Annotated in this window: 11 protein-coding genes; 6 read left to right on the top strand and 5 right to left on the bottom strand. The window is 68.3% G+C overall.

All coding sequences use genetic code 11. The annotated features are described in order from the left end of the window. Positions 1 to 103 precede the first annotated feature (103 nt). From bioC to bioB, 5 genes are all read right to left on the bottom strand, one after another. Positions 104 to 988, bottom strand: coding sequence for a malonyl-ACP O-methyltransferase BioC (bioC, locus tag AC5P5R_RS21905; protein ID WP_100438200.1), 885 nt, complete (start codon positions 986 to 988; stop codon positions 104 to 106). A gap of 12 nt (positions 989 to 1,000) precedes the next feature. Then, positions 1,001 to 1,780, bottom strand: a complete 780-nt coding sequence (locus AC5P5R_RS21900) for an SDR family oxidoreductase (protein ID WP_043034223.1) — start codon at positions 1,778 to 1,780, stop codon at positions 1,001 to 1,003. A gap of 29 nt (positions 1,781 to 1,809) precedes the next feature. Further along, positions 1,810 to 2,589, bottom strand: a complete 780-nt coding sequence (gene bioH / locus AC5P5R_RS21895; RefSeq protein ID WP_043034224.1) for a pimeloyl-ACP methyl ester esterase BioH — start codon at positions 2,587 to 2,589, stop codon at positions 1,810 to 1,812. A gap of 17 nt (positions 2,590 to 2,606) precedes the next feature. Next, the gene (gene bioF / locus AC5P5R_RS21890) at positions 2,607 to 3,830 is read right to left on the bottom strand and encodes an 8-amino-7-oxononanoate synthase (protein WP_043034225.1); all 1,224 of its coding nucleotides are present in this window, start codon (positions 3,828 to 3,830) and stop codon (positions 2,607 to 2,609) included. 67 nt (positions 3,831 to 3,897) lie between these two features. Further along, entirely contained in the window at positions 3,898 to 4,941 is a 1,044-nt protein-coding gene (gene bioB / locus AC5P5R_RS21885) for a biotin synthase BioB (protein ID WP_043034226.1), read from the bottom strand. Between the two features lie 204 nt (positions 4,942 to 5,145). Here bioB and AC5P5R_RS21880 point away from each other — a divergent pair, with 204 nt between their 5' ends. The 6 genes from AC5P5R_RS21880 to AC5P5R_RS21855 form a co-directional block, all read left to right on the top strand. Further along, the gene (locus AC5P5R_RS21880) at positions 5,146 to 6,516 is read left to right on the top strand and encodes a chloride channel protein (RefSeq protein ID WP_049397994.1); all 1,371 of its coding nucleotides are present in this window, start codon (positions 5,146 to 5,148) and stop codon (positions 6,514 to 6,516) included. Between the two features lie 68 nt (positions 6,517 to 6,584). Beyond that, positions 6,585 to 7,040: a hypothetical protein gene (locus tag AC5P5R_RS21875; RefSeq protein WP_032964538.1), complete on the top strand. Its 456-nt coding sequence runs from the start codon at positions 6,585 to 6,587 to the stop codon at positions 7,038 to 7,040. A 194-nt stretch (positions 7,041 to 7,234) separates the two neighbouring features. Then, positions 7,235 to 8,404, top strand: a complete 1,170-nt coding sequence (locus tag AC5P5R_RS21870) for an L-dopachrome tautomerase-related protein (protein ID WP_099527753.1) — start codon at positions 7,235 to 7,237, stop codon at positions 8,402 to 8,404. Between the two features lie 88 nt (positions 8,405 to 8,492). Then, entirely contained in the window at positions 8,493 to 9,182 is a 690-nt protein-coding gene (locus AC5P5R_RS21865; protein WP_005411511.1) for a ComF family protein, read from the top strand. Positions 9,183 to 9,438: 256 nt separating this feature from the next. Continuing rightward, positions 9,439 to 11,121: a ShlB/FhaC/HecB family hemolysin secretion/activation protein gene (locus AC5P5R_RS21860; protein WP_005414791.1), complete on the top strand. Its 1,683-nt coding sequence runs from the start codon at positions 9,439 to 9,441 to the stop codon at positions 11,119 to 11,121. An 86-nt stretch (positions 11,122 to 11,207) separates the two neighbouring features. Further along, positions 11,208 to 19,633: hemagglutinin repeat-containing protein (locus tag AC5P5R_RS21855; protein ID WP_495205393.1), on the top strand; the 8,426-nt coding region annotated here is incomplete at its 3' end.

The raw sequence follows: 19,633 nt of genomic DNA, 5'->3' as shown, positions 1-19,633 counted from the left end.
CGATTCGCGTATGGCGTGGCATTTGGTAGTGCCGGCCGCTGGCCGGCAGATGGCCACCATGGAATCGTGAGGTTGCCGGCCAGCGGCCGGCACTACCAGACGATCAGGTCTGCTTGCGGCGGATCGGAATCGCCGACACCGGCACCGAGGCGACGTCATGCCCGCCTTCGCGGATCGGCGCGCCCGGATCCGGTGCCCAGGCGTGGGCGTAGATCACTTCCCAGCTGCTGGGCAGCTTGCCGTCGGCACGGCGCATCGGCTCGTATGCAGCGGCGGCAGCGGCGAAACGACCACGCCCGGTCAGCGTATGGCGGCGGTCCACCCGCGCGTTGGTCGCGCCCATCGCGCGCAGTTCGCGCATCAGCGAGGGCAGGTCGTCGTAGGTCAGGGTGAACAGATCGCGGTCCAGCACCGGGTCGCGGAAGCCGGCCATCATCAGCGCGTCGCCGAACTGGGCGATCTGCGCGAAGCGGCTCACGTGCGGACGATCATCGGCGGCGGCGAAGGCCTCGTTGAGTTCGATCAGGGTTTCCGGGCCGAAGGTGGAGCACAGCAGCAGGCCACCGGGCTTGAGCACGCGACGGAATCCGGCGAACACCGCCGGCAGGTCGTCCACCCACTGCAGGCACAGGTTGCTGAAGATCACATCCACGCTGTTGTCGGCCAGCGGCAGCGCGGCGGCATCGCCGCACAGGCGCTGGAACGGCTTCCACCACCCGGCCTGGCGCTTGGCCTGGTCCAGCATCGGCAGCGCCACATCCAGCGCGATCACCTGCGCCTTCGGCCAGCGCTTCTTCATCAACGCGCTGGCATGGCCGGTACCCGCGCCGATGTCCAGCACCACCTCGGGCTTGCGTGCCTCCAGGTAGTCCAGCGATTCGATCAGTCGCGACTGCACCTCGCGCTGCAGGGCGGCGGCGGTGTCGTAGCTGCTGGCGGCACGCGCGAACGCGCGGCGGACGTGGCGGGCATCGAAGTGGGACGGCATTGCGAAAGTCTCTTAGAACGTACCGGGGTAGGCGCCGCCGTCGATCAGCAGGTTCTGCCCGGTGAGGTAACCGGCCTGCGCACTGCACAGGAAGGCGCAGGCGGCGCCGAACTCGTCCGGCGTGCCGAAGCGGCCGGCGGGAATCTGCTGGCGGCGGCGCTCGGCCACTTCGCCAGCATCGCCGTCCTTGCCCGCGCTGTGGGCGAAGTTGGCGCGCAGGCGGTCGGTGTCGAACTGGCCGGGCAGCAGGTTGTTGATGGTGACGTTGTGGGCCACGGTGCGGCGCGACAGGCCGGCGACGAAACCGGTCAGGCCGCTGCGCGCGCCGTTGGACAGCGCCAGGATGTCGATCGGGGCCTTCACCGCCGACGAGGTGATGTTGACGATGCGGCCGAAGCCACGCTCGATCATCGCGTCGACGGTGGCGCGGATCAGCGCGATCGGCGCCAGCATATTGGCGTCCAGCGCGGCGATCCAGTCGTCGCGCTCGAAATTGCGGAAATCACCGGGCGGCGGGCCGCCGGCGTTGTTGACCAGGATGTCCACCTGCGGGCATGCGGCCAGTGCCGCAGCACGGCCGGCCTCGGTGGTGACATCGGCGGCAACCGCGCGCACCTCGGCAGCGCCGGGCACGGCACGCAGTTCTTCAGCGGCGGCCTGCAGCGCAGCGTCACCACGGGCCACGATCACCACGTTGACGCCCTCGCGCACCAGCGCACGCGCGCAACCCAGGCCCAATCCCTTGCTGGCGCCGCAGACCAGTGCCCAGCGGCCGTTGATGCCCAGATCCATGCGTCAGTCCTGCGGAATTCGGAAGGTGCTCATTGTCCGCCATCAGCCGGCGACAGGGCGGCAACGAAGTGTTGCAGGGCGGCGGCTACTTCGTCGGCATGGCCAAGGAACGGCGCGTGGCCGCCGTGGGCGATGGTCAGCGCCTGCGCACCCGGGGCCAGTGCTGCGGCGGCCTGCATCGCCACCGGAGACACCAGCCGGTCACGCTGGCCGGCGATCCACAGGCTGGGCTTGCCCAGCGTTGGCAGTGCGCCGCGCAGGTCAGTGCTTTCGAGCAGGCGCAGGCCTTCCAGCAGGGCGCGTTCGGTGGGCGCACCGCGCTCGACCAGGCGCTGGCGCAGGGTGCGCAGCTCCTCGCGGGCGTGTGCCGAGCCCATTACGTCCAGCGCGAGGAAGCGTTCCAGCGTGCCGCTGAAGTCGGTCGCCAGCTCGCGGCCGAACTGCTCGAACACCGCCGGCTCCACCGCGTGCGGCCAGTCTTCGCCTCGCACGAAGCGCGGCGTGGCGGCGATCATCGCCAGCCCGCGCACCTTTGGCAGCGTGGCCGCCGCGTGCAATGCGAACAGGCCGCCCAGTGACCAGCCGCACCACACCGCCGGCGGCGTAGCCGCGGCAATGGCACCGACCACGAACGGCAGGCGCAGCGGCGTGGTGTCCTCGCGGCTGTGCCCATGGCCGGGCAGGTCGACCAGATGCAGGGTGAACTGGTCCGCAAGCCGCTGCACCAGCGGCGCGAACACGCCGCCCTGCAGGGCCCAACCGTGGATCAGCACCAGGTCCGGCCCACGGCCGGTGACGTCAATATGCATGGGCAACGACACGGAACTCAGGCAAAGACAGGCAGCGGCGGTGGCGCGGCTTCACGCACGGCCAGGGCCACGCGTTCGCGCGCGCTGGCGATGGCCTCGACCAGCCCCCGCACCTGTTCCGGCGTGTGCAGCGCAGACAGTGTCACCCGCAGGCGTGCCTTGCCTTCCGGCACGGTCGGCGGGCGGATCGCACCGACCAGCCAGCCGGCCTGTTCCAGCGCCGTGGACATGGCCACGGCGGTGTGGTCATCGCCGCACAGCAGCGGTTGGATCGGCGTGTCCGAAGCCATCAGGTCCAGCCCGTGGCGGCGTGCTTCGCTGCGGAACAGCGCGATCAGGTCGGTCAGCTTGGTGCGGCGCCAGTTGTCCCTGCGCGCCAGGCGCACCGCTTCAAGCGCAGCGGCGGCCATCGCCGGTGGCACGGCGGTGGTGTAGATGTACGGGCGTGCGGTCTCGGCCAGATGCTCGATCAGGTCGTCGCGGCCCAGCACCAGTGCACCGGAACCGCCCAGTGCCTTGCCCAGCGTGACCAGCTGCAGCGGCACATCGTCCACGCCCAGTCCGGCGGCGGCCACGGCACCCCGGCCATCACCGACCACGCCTACACCGTGCGCATCATCCACATAGAACAGCGCCTGCTGCAGGCGTGCCACAAGCGACAATGCACGCAGCGGTGCGATGTCGCCATCCATGCTGAAAACACCATCGGTGGCCAGCATTGCCGCGCCATCGGGCGCATGCTTGAGCTGACGCATTGCGCCTTCCGCATCCAGGTGCGGATAACGGCGCAGGCGTGCACCGGCCAACCGGGTGGCATCGAGCAGGCTGGCGTGGTTGAGCTTGTCCTGTACGCAGACATCGTTCTCTTCGCTCAGCAGCGCCTGCTGCACCGCCAGGTTGGCGGCGAAGCCACTGCCGAACAGCAGCGCACGCGGATAGCCAAGCCATTCGGCCACCTCGCGTTCCAGCGCCTCATGCAGGGCATGATGGCCGCAGACCAGGTGCGAGGCACCGGCGCCAGCGCCTTCGCGTGCGGCGGCGTCCTGCAGCGCGTTGACCACGCTGAACTGCTGGGCCAGGCCGAGGTAGTCGTTGCTGCAGAAGCCGGTCAGCCACTGGCCGTCCACTTCCAGGCGCACGCCATCGCGACGGGTGACCGTGCGTCGCGGGCGGCGACGGCCTTGGGCATCGCGCAGGGCGCGCTGGGCGTGGAGGCGAGCGGTCAGGTCGGGGCGGGCCATGGTGGCTGAATGCGTCGACGGGGCGGCTAGGGTAGCGCGTTGCCGCGGCGCCTGCTTGCGGCCCGTCTCAGGCCGCGTGAGCGCAGCCACAGCCGGGCGTATCGGCACTGATATCGGCGTGCACGGTACCGCCGTGGTCGTGGCCCTCGGCATCCACCTGCACCGCCATCGGCCGCAGGCCCAGCCGGGCGAACAAGGCCAGGTCGCGTTCGCTCTCCGGGTTGCCGGTGGTCAGCAGTTTGTCGCCATAGAAGATCGAATTGGCACCGGCCAGGAAACACAGCGCCTGCAGTTCGTCGCTCATCGCCTCGCGCCCGGCCGACAGCCGCACCATCGAGCGCGGCATGGCGATGCGTGCCACCGCGATCATGCGCACGAACTCGAACGGGTCCAGTTCGGCACTGCCATGCAGCGGCGTGCCCGCCACCTGCACCAGCTTGTTGATCGGCACCGAATCGGGATGTGCCGGCAGCGAGGCCAGCGCCAGCAGCAGGCCGACGCGCTGCGCGCGCGTCTCGCCCATGCCGACGATGCCGCCGCAGCAGGTCTTCAGGCCGGCATCGCGCACGTGCTCCAGCGTATCCAGACGGTCCTGGTACTGGCGCGTGTGGATGATCGAATCGTAGTAGTCTGGCGCGGTGTCGAGGTTGTGGTTGTAGTAGTCCAGGCCCGCATCCTTCAGCGCACGCGCCTGCTCGCCGCTGAGCATGCCCAGCGTGGCGCAGGTCTCCAGCCCCAGTGCCTTCACCCCGGCGATCATCGCCGCCACCTTCGGGATGTCGCGGTCCTTCGGCGATCGCCACGCGGCGCCCATGCAGAAGCGCGATGCACCGGCGGCCTTGGCCTGGCGCGCCTTGGCCAGCACCGCGTCGGTCTCCATCAGCTTCTGCGCGTTCACCCCGGTGCTGTAGCGCTGCGCCTGCGGGCAGTACGCGCAGTCTTCCGGGCAGCCTCCGGTCTTCACCGACAACAGCGTGGACACCTGCACCTGCGCCGGATCGAAGTGCTCGCGGTGCACCGCGGCGGCGCGGAACAGCAGCTCGGGAAACGGCAGATCGAACAGCGCCTGCAGTTCGTCGTGTTGCCAGTCGTGGCGGATGGCAGCAGCCATGGCGGGACCTTGGATACGAGTGGAGCGAGGGCGGCAGTGTGGGTGGGCGCGGGGAGGCTGTCAACCATCTATATTTTAATTTGGTTTACGGATCGTTGGTGCAATAGAGCATCGAGCGAAGCGCCGCATTTCACCGCATGCTGCAAGGCGTCCAGCCACAGTGCCTGCTGCACAACGCAAGTGCTGGCGCGCAGACTCTTTCCCATGCTTGATCTTTACCGCCTTCGTGGCCGCATCACCGCGCTGGTCCTCAGCGAGGCCTGGCGCCGCCGCGCCGCGCTGTGGGGCGGCGCGGTGGCCGTGGCACTGGTGGCGATCCTGTTTGCCAAGGCCAGCGATGCGGCCTTCCATCTGTTCCAGCGCATCACCTCGCACTCGCCGTGGTGGGCCCTGCTGCTCACGCCGGGCATCTTCGCGCTGCTGGCCTGGCTCACTTCCGGCGTGCTGAAGCCCACGCGGGGCAGCGGTATTCCGCAGGTCATCGCTGCGCTGGACAAGGCTGATGAGCCGTTCCGGAAAACCAACCTTTCCCCAGCGGTTTCGGCCGGCAAGCTGCTGCTGACCTCGCTGTCGCTGCTGGGGGGCGCATCGGTCGGGCGCGAGGGACCCACCGTGCACGTAGGCGCCAGCCTGATGTATCTGTTCGGCCGCTGGTTCGGCTTCAAGGATCCCCGCGAGCTCTCGCATTTCCTGTTGGCCGGTGGCGCTGCTGGTATTGCGGCGGCGTTCAACACGCCGCTGGCCGGCATCGTCTTCGCCATTGAGGAGCTCAGCGGCCGTTTCGAACATCGCTTCTCCGGCACGCTGTTGACCGCGGTGATCGTCGGTGGCGTGGTATCGCTCGGTCTGTTGGGCAATTACACCTACTTCGGCCATGTGAGCGCGCGTCTGCCGCTCGGCCAGGGCTGGCTGGCGATCCTGCTGTGCGGCGTGGTGGCGGGCCTGCTGGGTGGGCTGTTCGCACGTGCGGTACTGGCCAGCGCGGCGGGCCGTCCGCGTTGGCTGGGCCAGCTGCGGCAGCGGCATCCGGTATTGCTGGCCGCGGGCTGCGGCCTGGTGGTGGTCGTGCTGGCCCTGGTGTTCGGCGAAGGCGCGTTCGGCACCGGTTACGAACAAGCGCGCAGCCTGGTGCAGGGCCAGGCGCTGGTCGGCCACGAGTTCGGGTTGATGAAGCTGCTGGCCAACCTGGCCTCGTACGTGGCGGGCATTCCCGGTGGCCTGTTCTCGCCTGCGTTGGCGGTCGGCGCGGGACTCGGCCACAACCTGTCAGTGCTGATGCCGGGTGTGGACCCGCGCGCGTTCGTGTTGCTGGGCATGTGCGCCTACCTGACCGGTGTGACCCAGGCGCCACTGACCTCGGCGGTGATCTCGCTGGAGCTGACCGACAGCGGCGATCTGCTGCTGCCGATCCTGGCCACGGTGCTGATCGCGCGTGGTGTGTCCGGGCTGGTGTGCCGCGTGCCGATCTACCGCGGGTTGGCGGAGTTGTTGATGGTGCCGAAAACGGCTGAAGATGTGGCTGTCGAGGCGCCTGCTGTGCGAACCTCCCGCACCCGCGAAAATGGAGATGACTAGGAGCAATGCAGCCTGGAGCAGCAATTCTCCTCCCAGAGGAGGTGTTGGCGACGTTACGGTGCTACTTCGTGACCGATGATGGCTCGCTTCCGGAAGTGGAGCTCGCGTACCGTGAGGCCGCCGGAACGGCCGATGCGTTCGCCTATCTGTTTGCCTGCGGTGCCCGCGTCGCGGGTTCTGGAAGCGTGCAGCTCTGGCACCGTGCGGAAGATCTTGGTCAGCCGTTCATGGGACCGGGCGACGCGCGACGCGTTCTCCAGGACGAAGTGGAACCCTTCCATGTCGGCCTTGCAGACATTGCCTGCGGCGGCGTTCTTCTGCCAGAACTGGGTGTGCTCGTCATGCGCCATGGGTTGACGCTCGATTACCGCATGGGAGCGTCATGGGGCCAGCGGGAGGTCCAGGCCTTCCTGCTCCTTCTGCACCAGTTGCAGCGGCGGGGTGGCGTGATGACCGTTCCCTGGTGGGGTGAAGAGGGTCAGCACAGGTTCGAAACCGCGTTGGCAGCCGTTGAGATTTCTTGAGCGGGTTTGCCGCAAGGCAGGCACGCAACGGATAGACAACGATCATTGCTTCAATCAACGCGATCAATCAGCCCTCCATCTTCACTCCAGCAGTGAAGCTGATTCCACGTTGCACCGTCTACCCGATGCCACGCGCGACGCAGAAGATGCGTCCACGCCGGGGCTGCCCCCGGACCTGCATCGAGAGCGCGACCATGATCAACTGCCGTATCCGCCGCCTGGCGGCCGCCGTCCTGGCGCTGGCCAGTTCCCCCGCGCTGGCGATGTCCGGCGCGCCCCTGCTGCCCAGCGAGCGCGGCATCGGTACCCTTGAACCGGTGGCGCGTTTCGAAGGTGCCATGCCTACCAGCGTGGCGGTATCTGAAACCGGGCGGATCTTCGTCAATTTCCCGCGCTGGGGCGATGAGGTGGCCTACAGCGTGGCCGAATGGCGCGACGGCCGCGCCGTTCCCTATCCGGATGCGCGCATCAACCGCAAGGACGGCCCCGATCCGGCGGCCCATTTCATCAGCGTGCAGAGCGTGGTGGCCGATGGTCAGGGCCGGTTGTGGGTGCTGGATACCGCCGCGCCCGGGTTCTCTGCGCCACAGGCCGGCGGTGCCAAACTGGTGGCGATCGACCTGGCCACCAACACCGTGGCCAGGACGCTGGTGTTCCCGGCCAACGTCATCGACGCGCGCACCTATGTCAACGATGTGCGCTTCGATTTCCGGGTTGGCCGCGAGGGCGTGGCCTACGTGACCGACTCGTCGCTGAGCGGTATCGGCGGCATCATCGTGATCGACCTCGCCACTGGCGCCGCGTCCAAGCGCCTGGTCGGCCACGTATCCACCTCGGCCGATGCCGCCTTCGTGCCGATCGTGGAAGGGCGGCAGATGCGACTGCGTAACGCCGATGGTTCGTCGGCGCCGTTCACCGTGGCCGCCGATGGCATCGCCCTGTCGCCCGATGGTGGCACCCTGTTCTACACGCCCTTGTCCAGCCGTCATCTGTACAGCGTGCCGACCGCGCTGCTGCGCGACCCGAAGCTGAGTGAAGCGGAACTGGCGGCGGCGGTGGTCGACCTGGGCGACAAGGGCGCCTCCGATGGCATGGAGATGGACGCCAACGGCCGGCTGTATGCCAGCGACTACGAGCACAACGCCATCCATGCCCGCGACGCGCAGGGGCGATGGACGACGGTGGTGCACGACCCGCGCATCCTGTGGCCGGATACGCTGTCGATGGGGCCGGACGGCTATCTGTACTTCACCGCCAACCAGCTGCATCGACAGGCCGGCTTCAATGGTGGCGTGGATCGCCGGCAGACGCCGTACATGGTGTATCGCACGCGTGTGGATGCGAAGCCTGCGCCAACGCGGTGAAGTGCTCCATAAACGGGTAAAGATGCCTACAGGTCAAGGAGCGTGCGTCTGATGGCCTCGGGGCACCGGCGCGTTCACGCTGTAGCGCATGCCGGCCCTGTTCAAGTCCACTCGCCTCCTGCAGGCGGCACTTCGCGTGGTGCTACCGCTGCGCTGCCTGGTCTGTGGCGAGCCGGGCCACGATGAACTTGACCTGTGCCGCGCCTGCTTTGCCGAACTGCCCTGGGCCGGTCGTGCCTGCCTGCGCTGCGCACTCCCGCTACCCGGGAACGCCCTGATCGTCTGCGGTATATGCCGCGACGAGGTACCGCCGCAGTCCGCCACGCATGCCAGCCTGCTGTACCTTCCACCCGTCGATCAGCTGCTGGTGCGCTACAAGTTCCATCAGGATCTGGCGGCAGGTCGCCTGCTCGCGCAGCTGATGCAGCGCGCACCACCCCCCTGGTCGTGCGCGTCGCTGGTGCCGGTGCCGCTGCATGGGCGGCGCCTGCGCCAGCGCGGCTACAATCAGGTCGCCGAACTGTGCCGGTTGCTGCCGATGCCGGTCTGGCAGGGCCTCTACCGGCGCCGCCACACCGCGCCGCAGTCCGAGCGCAGCGCAGAACAGCGCAGGGACAACCTCTTTGACGCATTCGGCACGCGCTTGTCGCCGCCGACACGGCTGACCGTGGTGGACGATGTGATGACCACCGGCAGCACAGTGATGGAAATCGCCGAGACGTTGCGGCTGGCCGGTGCCAGGGACGTGCGTGTATGGGTGTGCGCACGGGTGCCGTAACGGCCGCAGCGATTGACGACGTATGACGGCTGCTGAAGGATGCCCATCCTTCAGCGTGTGATGCTCGACTGCGTCGTCGCAATGGGTACACGGATGCAAAGACCCTAAAGTTCCGCGCACTCCCGCCGATAGCGGTTGGCGGTCGAGTCGGTGCTGGCCGCATGTTCTCTCTGCACGATGTCTGTTCACAGCCCCAGGTCTGTACCAATGCTGGACAAGGAAGTCGTTGATGGGTAACAGAAAAGCAGGATGCGGCGTGCGTGCCGTTCTGGGCACCGCGGGACTGTTGTGGATCGGCGTCGTGCATGCACAGTCGGCCAGTCCCTCGTTCGCCGAGCAGCAGGAACTGCGCGAACGCGCCGAGCGCGAGGCGCGCGAGCGTGAGCAGCGGCAGGCATTGCCGGATGTATCACGCGAACAGCCGGCCGCTGCCACCGATCTGCATTCGCTGGAACTGCCGGACGAAGAACCGTGCTTCACCCTGCAGCAGCTGCAGCTTGACGGCGCGCATCTGGGGCAGTTCGCGTTCCTGCAGCGCTATCTCGACCGCTACCGTGGCCGCTGCGTGGGCCAGCAGGGCATCGCGCTGATCGTGCGGCGTGCCTCGGATCTGGCGCTGGCCAAGGGCTACGTGACCACCCGCATCGGCCTGCCTGAGCAGAGCCTGGGCAGCGGAACCCTGCGCCTGCAGCTGGTGCCGGGCGTGATCCGGCAGATCCGCTTCAACGCGGAAGAGGTACCCGATTCGATGTGGAAGAGTGCGTTTCCCGCGCGGCCGGGGGACGTACTCAATCTGCGCGCGTTGGAACAGGGCCTGGAGCAGCTCAAGCGCGTTCCGTCGCAGGATGTGAACATGGAACTGGTGCCGGGCGAGGCGCCCGGCGAGTCGGACGTGGTCATCAGCATCCGCCACGGCAAGCGATGGCGTGCCTCGGTGTCGCTGGATGATGCCGGCAGCCGTGCGACCGGAAAGCAGCAGGTCGGCGCGACCGCGTGGGTAGACAACCTGGCTCGCGTCAACGACCTGCTCAGCATTGGCGTCAGCAGCGACGGCAGTGCCGACAAGGGCCGGGGTACCCACGGCTTCAATGCATCGTGGTCGGTGCCGCTGGGCAACTGGCGTTTCAGCACCAGCACCTACAGCTCGCGCTACAAGCAGACCATCGCCAGCAACGCCGACACGTTCGCCAGCACCGGCACCTCCAGCAACGTCGACCTGGCCGTGGAACGGCTGCTGGTGCGTGGCCAGAGCTACCGCAGCGGCATCGAGCTGCGCGTGGCGCAACGGTCGTCGCACAGCTACGTGGAAGGCGTGGAGATCGAAGGCCAGCGCCGGCGTACCACCTCGGTCGAGCTGGCGCTGCTGCACCGCCAGTACCTGGGGCGGGTCCAGGCAGATATCCGCCTGGCGCACCGCCGCGGCGTGCCGTGGCTGGGAGGCGATGATGACGCCGTGGGCCGTGATGACCTGGCGCCGACGTTCCGCTATGGGCTGACCACGCTGGATATCGGCGCCGGTGGCGCCCTGACATCCGGGCCGCGTCCGCTGGCATGGAACACCGCGCTCCGCTACCAGTGGAGCAAGGACACGCTGTACGGCTCGGAGTTCATCAGCGTCGGTGGCCGCTATACCGTCAACGGCTTCGACGGCGAGGTGCCACTCGGCGGCAGCCGTGGCGGCTACTGGCGCAACAGCATCAGCTGGATGGCACATCGCGCCATCGCGCCCTATGCGGGCATCGATATCGGCCACATCGAGCGCGACGACCGCCAGGGTATCGGCGGCGGAACCCTCAGCGGCGCCCACCTGGGTGCACGTGGCGAGCTGGGCGGATTGGCGTGGGATGGCTTCGTCGGCGTACCGATGAGCCGCCCGGCGTGGCTCAAGCATGAGGCACGCGGTCACGTGATCGGATTCCGCGCGTCCTGGCAGTTCTGATTCGACTGGAAGCACCGTCGCCGCGTGGCGACGTGATCGGGTTGTTGTGTGTGCAGTTCCCCCCTGGGTTGATGGAAGCACCTGGCATGAAGAACGTATTCCGCAGTCTGTCCCTGTCCGCTTCGGGCGCCGGTTGGGCCACGCGCCTGCGCACCGCGATGGCGAGCGCCACCCTGGCATTGGCGTTCCTGGCCCCGGGCAGCTCGTTTGCCCAGGTGCAGGTACAGGCCGGCGAGCAGGCGCGGGCCGACCAGGCGGCGAACGGCGTGCCGGTCATCCAGATCAACCGGCCCAACGCGGGCGGCGTATCGCACAACCGCTTCCAGGACTACAACGTCGGGCGCGAGGGGCAGATCCTCAACAACAGCGCGAGCACCGTGCAGACCCAACTGGGTGGCTACATCCAGGGCAACGGCAACCTGCAGCTGGGCCAGTCGGCGCGATTGATCCTCAATGAGGTGACATCCACCAACGCGTCACGCCTGCAGGGCCACATCGAGGTGGCGGGGCGCTCGGCGGCGGTGATCGTCGCCAACCCCAATGGCATCACCTGCGATGGCTGCGGCTTCATCAATACCACCCGTGGCACGCTGACCACCGGCACCCCGGTGTTCGGCAACGATGGCAGCCTGTCGGCGTTCCGGGTGTCGCGCGGAACGATCCGCCTGGAAGGCAACGGCCTGGATGCCGGCAACCTGGAAGGCGTCGACCTGCTGGCCCGCGCGGTGCAGCTCAACGCGGGCCTTTGGGCGCGCCAGGTGAACGTGGTCACCGGCGCCAACCAGATCGATGCCCAGACCCTGGCGACGCAGGCGATCACCGGAGAAGGCGAACGCCCGCAGTTCGGCCTGGATGTTGCCGCCCTCGGGGGCATGTATGCAGGGAAGATCCGGTTGGTCGGTACCGAGGCCGGCGTGGGCGTGCGCAGCACGGGCCAGATGGTGGCCGACGCAGGCGACTTCATCCTGACCCAGGCCGGCGATGTCCGCCTGAGTGGACGCACGGCGGCCGCAGGCCGCCTGCAGATCGAAACCGGCGGTGACCTGAAGGCCGACGGTACCCAGTACGCGCAGGGGGATCTTCAGATCCGTGCCCGGCAGGCGTCGCTTGCCGGTTCCACGTCGGCGGGCGCTGCGTTGGCCGTACGCGCCAACCAGAATCTGGACCTGGCCGGCAGTGCGCAGGCCGCGCAGATGCAGCTGGACGCCGGTGGCATGCTGACCCTGGCTGACACGGTGAAGAGCGCGGGCAGCATCGCGCTGGCTGCCGCACAGGTGCAGAACCATGCACAGGTGACCGCAGGCGCCGGGCTTGCCGTGCGCGCCGACACGCTGGCGCAGGACAAGGGCGCGCGCCTGGGCGCGCAGGCGCTGGACGTGCAGGTCCGCCAGGTGGACAACGCCGGCCTGCTGCTGGGCAACCAGGGCGTACGGATGCAGGCCGCGCAGCTGCACAACGCCGGCCAGCTGTACAGCGACGCCGACGTCGAACTCGACGCGGCCAGCATCGACAACGAGGGCATCATCGGTGCCGGTGCCAACCTGCGTGCAGCGGGCGACCGCATCACCCAGCTGAAGGACGCCGAGCTGTCTGCGGGCGTGCTGCTGAAGATCCAGGCGCGCCAGCAGCTGGACAACGCCGGACGCATCCTCTCCGAGCAGGCGCTGGAACTGTCTGCCGGCGGCGTGGACAACCAAGGCACCCTTGAGGCCCGCCAGGCCACGCTGACGGTCGATCGTCTGCGCAACAGCGGCACGCTGCAGGCAGTGGACCTGCTGGCATTGAAGTCCAACGCACGCATCGACAATGACACCACCGGCAGCATCCAGGGGGGCAAGGGCCTGCAGGTCGACGCCGATGTGCTGGACAACGCCGGCATCATCGGCAGCGCAGCCGATGCCCGTCTGTCCGTTGCCACGCTCGACAACCGCAACCGGCTTGAAGCCGGCGGCACCCTGACCCTGCAGGGCGGCGTCCTGCACCAGCAGGCGGCCGCCACGGCGCTGGCACGCGTGCTGGCCGTGGACGTGCAGAAGGTCATCAACGACGGTCGCCTGCATGGCCAGCAGGCAATGGACCTGCGCACCACTGAGCTGAGCAACAGTGGTGTGATCTACGGTCGCGACCGCTCACAGCTGCGCACCACCACATTGGACAATGCCGGCGTGATCGCCAGCGATGGCGCGCTTGACGTGCGCACCGACGCGCTGCACAACCGCGCCGGCGGCAACCTGTCCAGTGCGCAGTCGCTGCAGCTGGATGCGGTGACGCTGGACAACGCCGGCAACGTGTTCGCCAAGGGAGCACTGACGGCCAAGGCCGATGTGATCGACAACCGTGGCGACCTCTATGGCGCCGGCGATGTCGATGTCACCGTGCGCGATTCACTGGACAACCAGGGCAGTCTGGTGGCCGGCCAGACGTTGCAGGTGCGGGGCCGGACCCTGCGCAGCGAGGGTGAACTGGGCAGCGAGCGCGGCAACGTGCAGCTCAGCAGTGACCAGGCCCTGGTGCTGGGCGGGCGCACGTTGGCTGCCGGCACACTGACCGCGCACGCGGGCGGCAGCCTGGAGCAGTCGGGCAAGGTCTTTGCGCAGCAGGGCGTCGTGCTGTCCGCCGATGCCGGCGTGACGCTGAAGGGAACGATCGACAGCGCCGCTGATCTGCAGGTGCGCAGCGATGGCGACCTGCACAACGAGGCGGCGTTGTTCGCCAGCGGCGCGCTGTCGCTGCAGGCTGCGCAGGCACTGCGCACTGCGGCCGACGTTCAGGCGCGCACGGTCACGCTGCAGGCCGCCCAGGCCAGCAATCGCGGGCGCGTGCTGGCCTCGGGTGACATCGAATTGCGGGCGGGGCAGATCGACAACAGCGGCGTGATCGTGGCGGGCCTGCTGGCCGACGGCAAGGTCGGCAGCACCGGCAGCGTCACCCTTGATGCGCGTCAGCAGCTGCGCAATGGCGGGCAGATCAACGCGGGCCACCAGATTCACCTGCTGGGCGACAGCCTGCTGCTGGAGGGTGGCCAGGTCTGGTCCGGTGGCACCCTGCTGGCGCAGGCGCGCAGCGGTGAGTGGCGCAATATCGGCGGCAGCCTGGCCGCCATCGGTCTGCTCGACCTGCGTGCCACCGACCTGCTGCGCAATGCGGGCAGTCTGCAGGGTACGCGCATCGGCCTGTTGGCGGCCGCGCTGGACAACAGCGCCGGCGAACTGCTGCAGACCGGCACCGATCCCTTTGAACTTGGCCTGACAGGTGCCCTGCGCAACACCGGCGGGCGCATCGCCGCCAATGCTGGCAGTGTCCACCTGAAGGCTGCGCAGCTGCTGAATCAGGGTGGCCGCATCGAGCATGCGGGCACGGGTGTGCTGAAGATCGAGACCGGCACACTGGACAACAGCAATGCCGGCCTGATCGTCGGCAACGGCGAGGCGGACGTGGCCGTTGCCGGGCGCCTCGACAACAGCGGCGGTACGCTCACCGCAGGCAGCGGGGCACGCGTAACCGGCACGGAGATCGTCAACACCGGTGGCAGGCTCGATGCTGGCGGCAACCTTACCGTGGACGCTGCCGGGGCGTTGGACAACCGCACTGGCACCATCGTGCAGCGCGGCTCCGGCCAGCTGCAGGTGCTGGCCTCCCAGCTGGACAACAGCAATGGCCTGCTGGGGGCCGAGGGCAATGCGCGCGTGACCAGCCGCACGGGCGACCTGCGCAACGTGGATGGCAACCTGTACGCCCGCCAGCAACTCGCGCTCGACGTGGCCGGTGCGCTGGCCAACCAGCGTGGCCTGGTCCACGGCGGCACCTCGCTGGATCTGCAGATCCGCCAGGCACTGGACAACAGCCAGGGCAACATCGAAGCACAGGGCGCTGCGAACATCCGCGCTGCCTCAGTGGGCAATCGTGGCGGCCGCATCGTGGCCAACGGCACCGGGCAGCTGTCGCTGGAATCGGCCGCTGCGCTGGACAACCGTGGCGGCACCCTGGGCAGCACCGGTGGTGCGCTGACGCTGACCGCAGGCAGCGTGGACAACCGCGCCGAAGGCGGCCAGGCCAAGCTGGTGGCCGGAACCGACCTGCGCCTGCAGACCGCATCGCTGGACAACGCAGGCAGCATGGTCCACGCCGCCAATACCCTGTACCTGGAGCGCGCCGGCGCACAGGTATTCAACGTTGGTGGCCAGCTCAGCGCAGGCAACCTGCTGCGCCTGGATCTTGCCGCGCTGGACAACAGCAACGGCCGGCTGCTCAGTCGCCAGAGCCAGCTGACGCTGGGCAGCCTGGCCAATGGTGGCGGCGAAATCAGCGCCTATGAAGCACTCGGCGCACGCCTGCAGGCCTTCAGCGGCATCGGCCGCCTGTTCGGCGGCAGCGAGCTGCGCCTGACGCTGGCGGGCGATTACGTGCATGGCAATGGCCAGCGCCTGGAGAGCAACGGGCTGCTGAAGCTGGACGTGGCCGGCGCACTGGTCAACCAGGGGCGCCTGGAGAGCAAGGGCACGCTTGAAGTCTCGGCGGCGCGGATCGAGAACACCGCTGGCGGGCAGTTCAACGCCACGGCAGGCAATGGCAGTGGTCGCGTCGCGCTGAGTACGGCCGGCGATTTCAGCAATGCCGGTCGCGTGGACGGCGATACGGTGGAGGTGTCGGCTGCCAACATCACCAACACCGGCACCGTGATGGGCAACGCGCTGGAACTGCGCGCCTCGCGCATCACCAACGGCCGCGACCTGGGCAACACGCTGGTCGCACGCGATTACAACGAAGGGCTGATGGCGGCCACCGGCCGCATCAACCTGTATGCCAACTACATCGACAACCTCGACGGCGAGCTCTTCAGCCTGGGCGACATCCGCCTGCAGGGCTGGAACGGCGGCAACGCCCAGCAGATCCGCAACCGTTCCGGGCGCATCCAGGCCGAGAACGATCTGATCCTGGCTGCACTGGGCGTGGCCAACGAGCGTCGTGTGCTGGTCACCCAGCACAAGGTCTACAGCGGCAACGAAGGCGCTGCCGACCCGGACAGCGGGACGTTCAGGGTCGACGGCATCGACGGCCCGGCACCGCCGGGCAAGCTGTGCCCGGGCGACTGTGCCGTGCTGGAAGTCTGGACCGAGCACAAGGACCTGGTGCTGGAAGGCACCACCGTCATCGCCGCCAGCGCGGCATCGCAGCTGATTTCCGGTCGCGACATGCAGATGTCCGGCGGCTCGGTCGACAACCGGAACTCGGCCATCGCCGCCGGTCGCAACCTCTCGATCAACGGCCGCGGCTCATCCAACAGCGAAGACCCCAATGACTGGGCCGGCGTGGTCAACAACGAGGCGCTGGCCGGCTACAAGGTGGTCCAGCGTACGTCGACCATCGATTACACCTACCGCCCTTGCCCCAGCCGCTGCGACTTCGAGATCTATGGCGGCAGCCGCGCGCTGGGCACCAGCACGGTCACCAAGCAGGTCACGCTGGCCGGCGGCAATGCCAGCATCACCGCCGGCCGCAAGGTGCAGATCGAAGCGCGCGAGGTCAACAACGCCGTGGTCACCGCGCACAGCGGTGGCACACCGTTGGACGTTGCCGGTTGGCAGGGCAACAACGCCTACGCACCCGAACTGGGCCAGCAGCAGGGCGCCGGCGCGGTCGGCGGCAATGCTGGCGCACCGGGTGCACAGCAGGGCGTGGCCACCGGGCCTGCCAGCGCGCAGGCGCAGGGTGCGGGCACGGCCGGTGATACCGGCTCCCCGGGCCCTGGCCGTGTCACCACGGTGCCGCCGCCGCAGGTGGTGGGCAGCCCGCAGAATCCGCTGCCGGGCCTGTCGCTGCCCAGTGGTGGCCTGTACACGGTCAATCCGGGCAACCAGCGCTGGCTGGTGGAAACCGATCCGCGCTTCGCCAACTTCGGGCAGTGGATCGGCTCGGACTACATGTTCCAGCGCCTGAACCTGGACCCCGACAAGCAGCTGCGTCGGATGGGTGACGACTTCTACGAGCAGCGCCTGGTGATGGAACAGATCACCGGCCTGACCGGGCGTCGCTACCTGGATGCCGACCAGGGCGATGGCATGGGCCAGTACCGCGCCATGATGGATGCCGGCGTGACCGAAGCCGCGCGCCAGCAGCTGAGCGTGGGCGTGGCGCTGTCGGCCGAACAGGTGGCCGCGCTCAACGAAGACATCGTGTGGATGGTCGCCCAGGAAGTGGACGGCCAGAAGGTGCTGGTGCCGGTGGTGTACCTGTCCCAGGCCACCGCCAACCGCCTGCAGCTGGGGGGCGCCGCCATCGCTGGCGAGTCGGTGGAGATCCGCGCCGGCAATGTGTCCAACCAGGGCATGATCCGCGCCGATGATCGATTGACCATCGATACCGGCAGCCTGCTCAACGATCGCGGTGGCATTTCCGCGGGCGGCAATGCCCGCATCACCGCCGTGGAGGACATCCTCAACAACAGCGGCCTGATCCAGGGTGGCAACGTGGCCCTGGTGGCCGGCCGTGACCTGAAGAGTGTCAGCGGCATCGACGTGGCCAGCATCCGCAGCGGCGGCAGCCTGGCGCTGGAAGCCGGACGTGACCTGGCACTGGTCGGTTCGCAGACCCGTGCCCGCGGCAACGCGGCGCTGGAGGCCGGCCGCGACCTCAATCTCACCACGCAGATGCAGGGTGATGGCAGCCTGCGTCGCACCACGCTGGACGTGGGCGGCAGCCTGTCGCTGGACGCCGGCCACGATCTGAACCTGACGGCGGTGACCGCCAAGGCCGGCGGCAGCGTCCATGCCACGGCCGGCAACGACATCAACCTCAACGCACTGACCACCACCGAACAGGGCGGCTGGGGCAGCAACCGCTACACGCGCGAAACCCTCAACGCCAGCGGCATCGAGGCCGGTGGCTCGCTGGGCATGCAGGCCGGGCAGGACGTGAACCTGCAGGCCGCGCAGCTGAAGGCCGGCGACGGCCTGGCCGTGGTGGCCGGGCGTGATCTCAACCTGCAGGCCGAAACCACCACCAACACCAGCCAGCAGCAGAGCCGTGGCAAGCGCTTCTCGCAGACCACGCAGAGCATGGACGAGACCGTGCACGGCACTTCGCTGCAGGCCGGCGGTGACATTGCGCTGGTGGCCGGGCGCGATGCCAACCTCACTGCCACGCAGGTTGGCAGCACCGACGGCGGCATCAGCATTGCCGCTACGCGCGACGTGAACCTGCTGGCGGCGCAGGAGGACCACAGCTGGGAGCAGGAAACCACGCGCAGGAAGAAGGGCCTGCTGTCGAGCAAGACCACCACCACTTACGACGCAACCCGGGACAGTCTGGTGGTGGGCACCACGCTCAGCGGCGAGACGGTGACCATCGGCGCCGGACGTGACGTCGTCGCGCAGGCGGCGCAGGTGGCTGCCACCGGTGATGTGGTGGTGGCCGCCACCCGCGACCTCACCATCGGCACGGCCACCTCCACGCACAGCGAAGAGCATGACAAGACCGTCAAGCGCTCGGGCGTGTTCGGCGGTGGTGGCTTCAACCTGACCATCGGCCAGAGCAAGCTGGAAAAGGGCCTGGAGATCGAGCAGAGCGCGCCACAGGGCAGCCTGATCGGCTCAACCGATGGCCGGGTCAACCTGAGCGCCGGCAACACGCTGCACATCACCGGTTCGGACGTGCTGTCGAAGACCGGTACGCAGCTGGTGGGCGGGCAGGTGGTGATCGACGCGGCACAGGGCACCACTGACGTACACCAGAGCACCAAGCAGAAGAGTGCCGGTATCAACGTCGGCCTGACCGGCGGTGTGGTGGATGCCGCCCTGGCCGCCTACGGTGCGGCCAAGGCGGCCGGCAATGCGCAGGATGACCGCCTGAAGGCGCTGTACGCGGTGCAGGCGGCCAATGCCGCCGCTGGCGTCGGCGGCGCCATGCAGCAAGGCGCTTCCGGCGCCACCGACGGCGTGAGCCTGCGCATCGGCATCGGCGCCTCCAGCTCCAGTGCCAGCCAGACCAGCCACGACCAGTCGGCGGTGGGCAGTACCATCCGCAGCCAGGGCGACGTCAGCATCGTGGCCACCGCCGGTGACCTGAGCATCATCGGCAGCCGGGTGAAGGGTGACAACGTGGCGCTGGCCGCGCGGGACAACATCACCCTGCGCAGCGAAACGGAAGACCACACGCAGTCATCGAAGAACAAGAGCGGCAGCGGTGAGATCGGCTTCAGCATCGGCGCGCAGACCGGTTGGTACGTGTCGGCCAGCACCGCCAAGGGCAAGGGCAGCGGCAACGGCACCACGCACGTCGAAACCGTGGTGGACGCTGACCGCAACCTGACCGTCATCAGCGGCAAGGACACCACGCTGCAGGGTGCCCAGCTGAGCGGCGACAAGGTGGTGGCCAGCATCGGCGGCAACCTGTCCATCATCAGCGAGCAGGACACCGACGACTACGCCAGCAAGCAGACCCAGGCTGGCGGCACCTTCGTGTATGGCAGCGGCGGCACCGTCAACATCGGCCAGCAGAAGGTCGAGAGCCACCT

The sequence above is a fragment of the Stenotrophomonas sp. YJH_SMC_19 genome, assembly GCF_059367915.1.
Note: the sequence above shows the minus strand (reverse complement) of the source record. Positions and strands in the feature narration are given on the sequence as shown.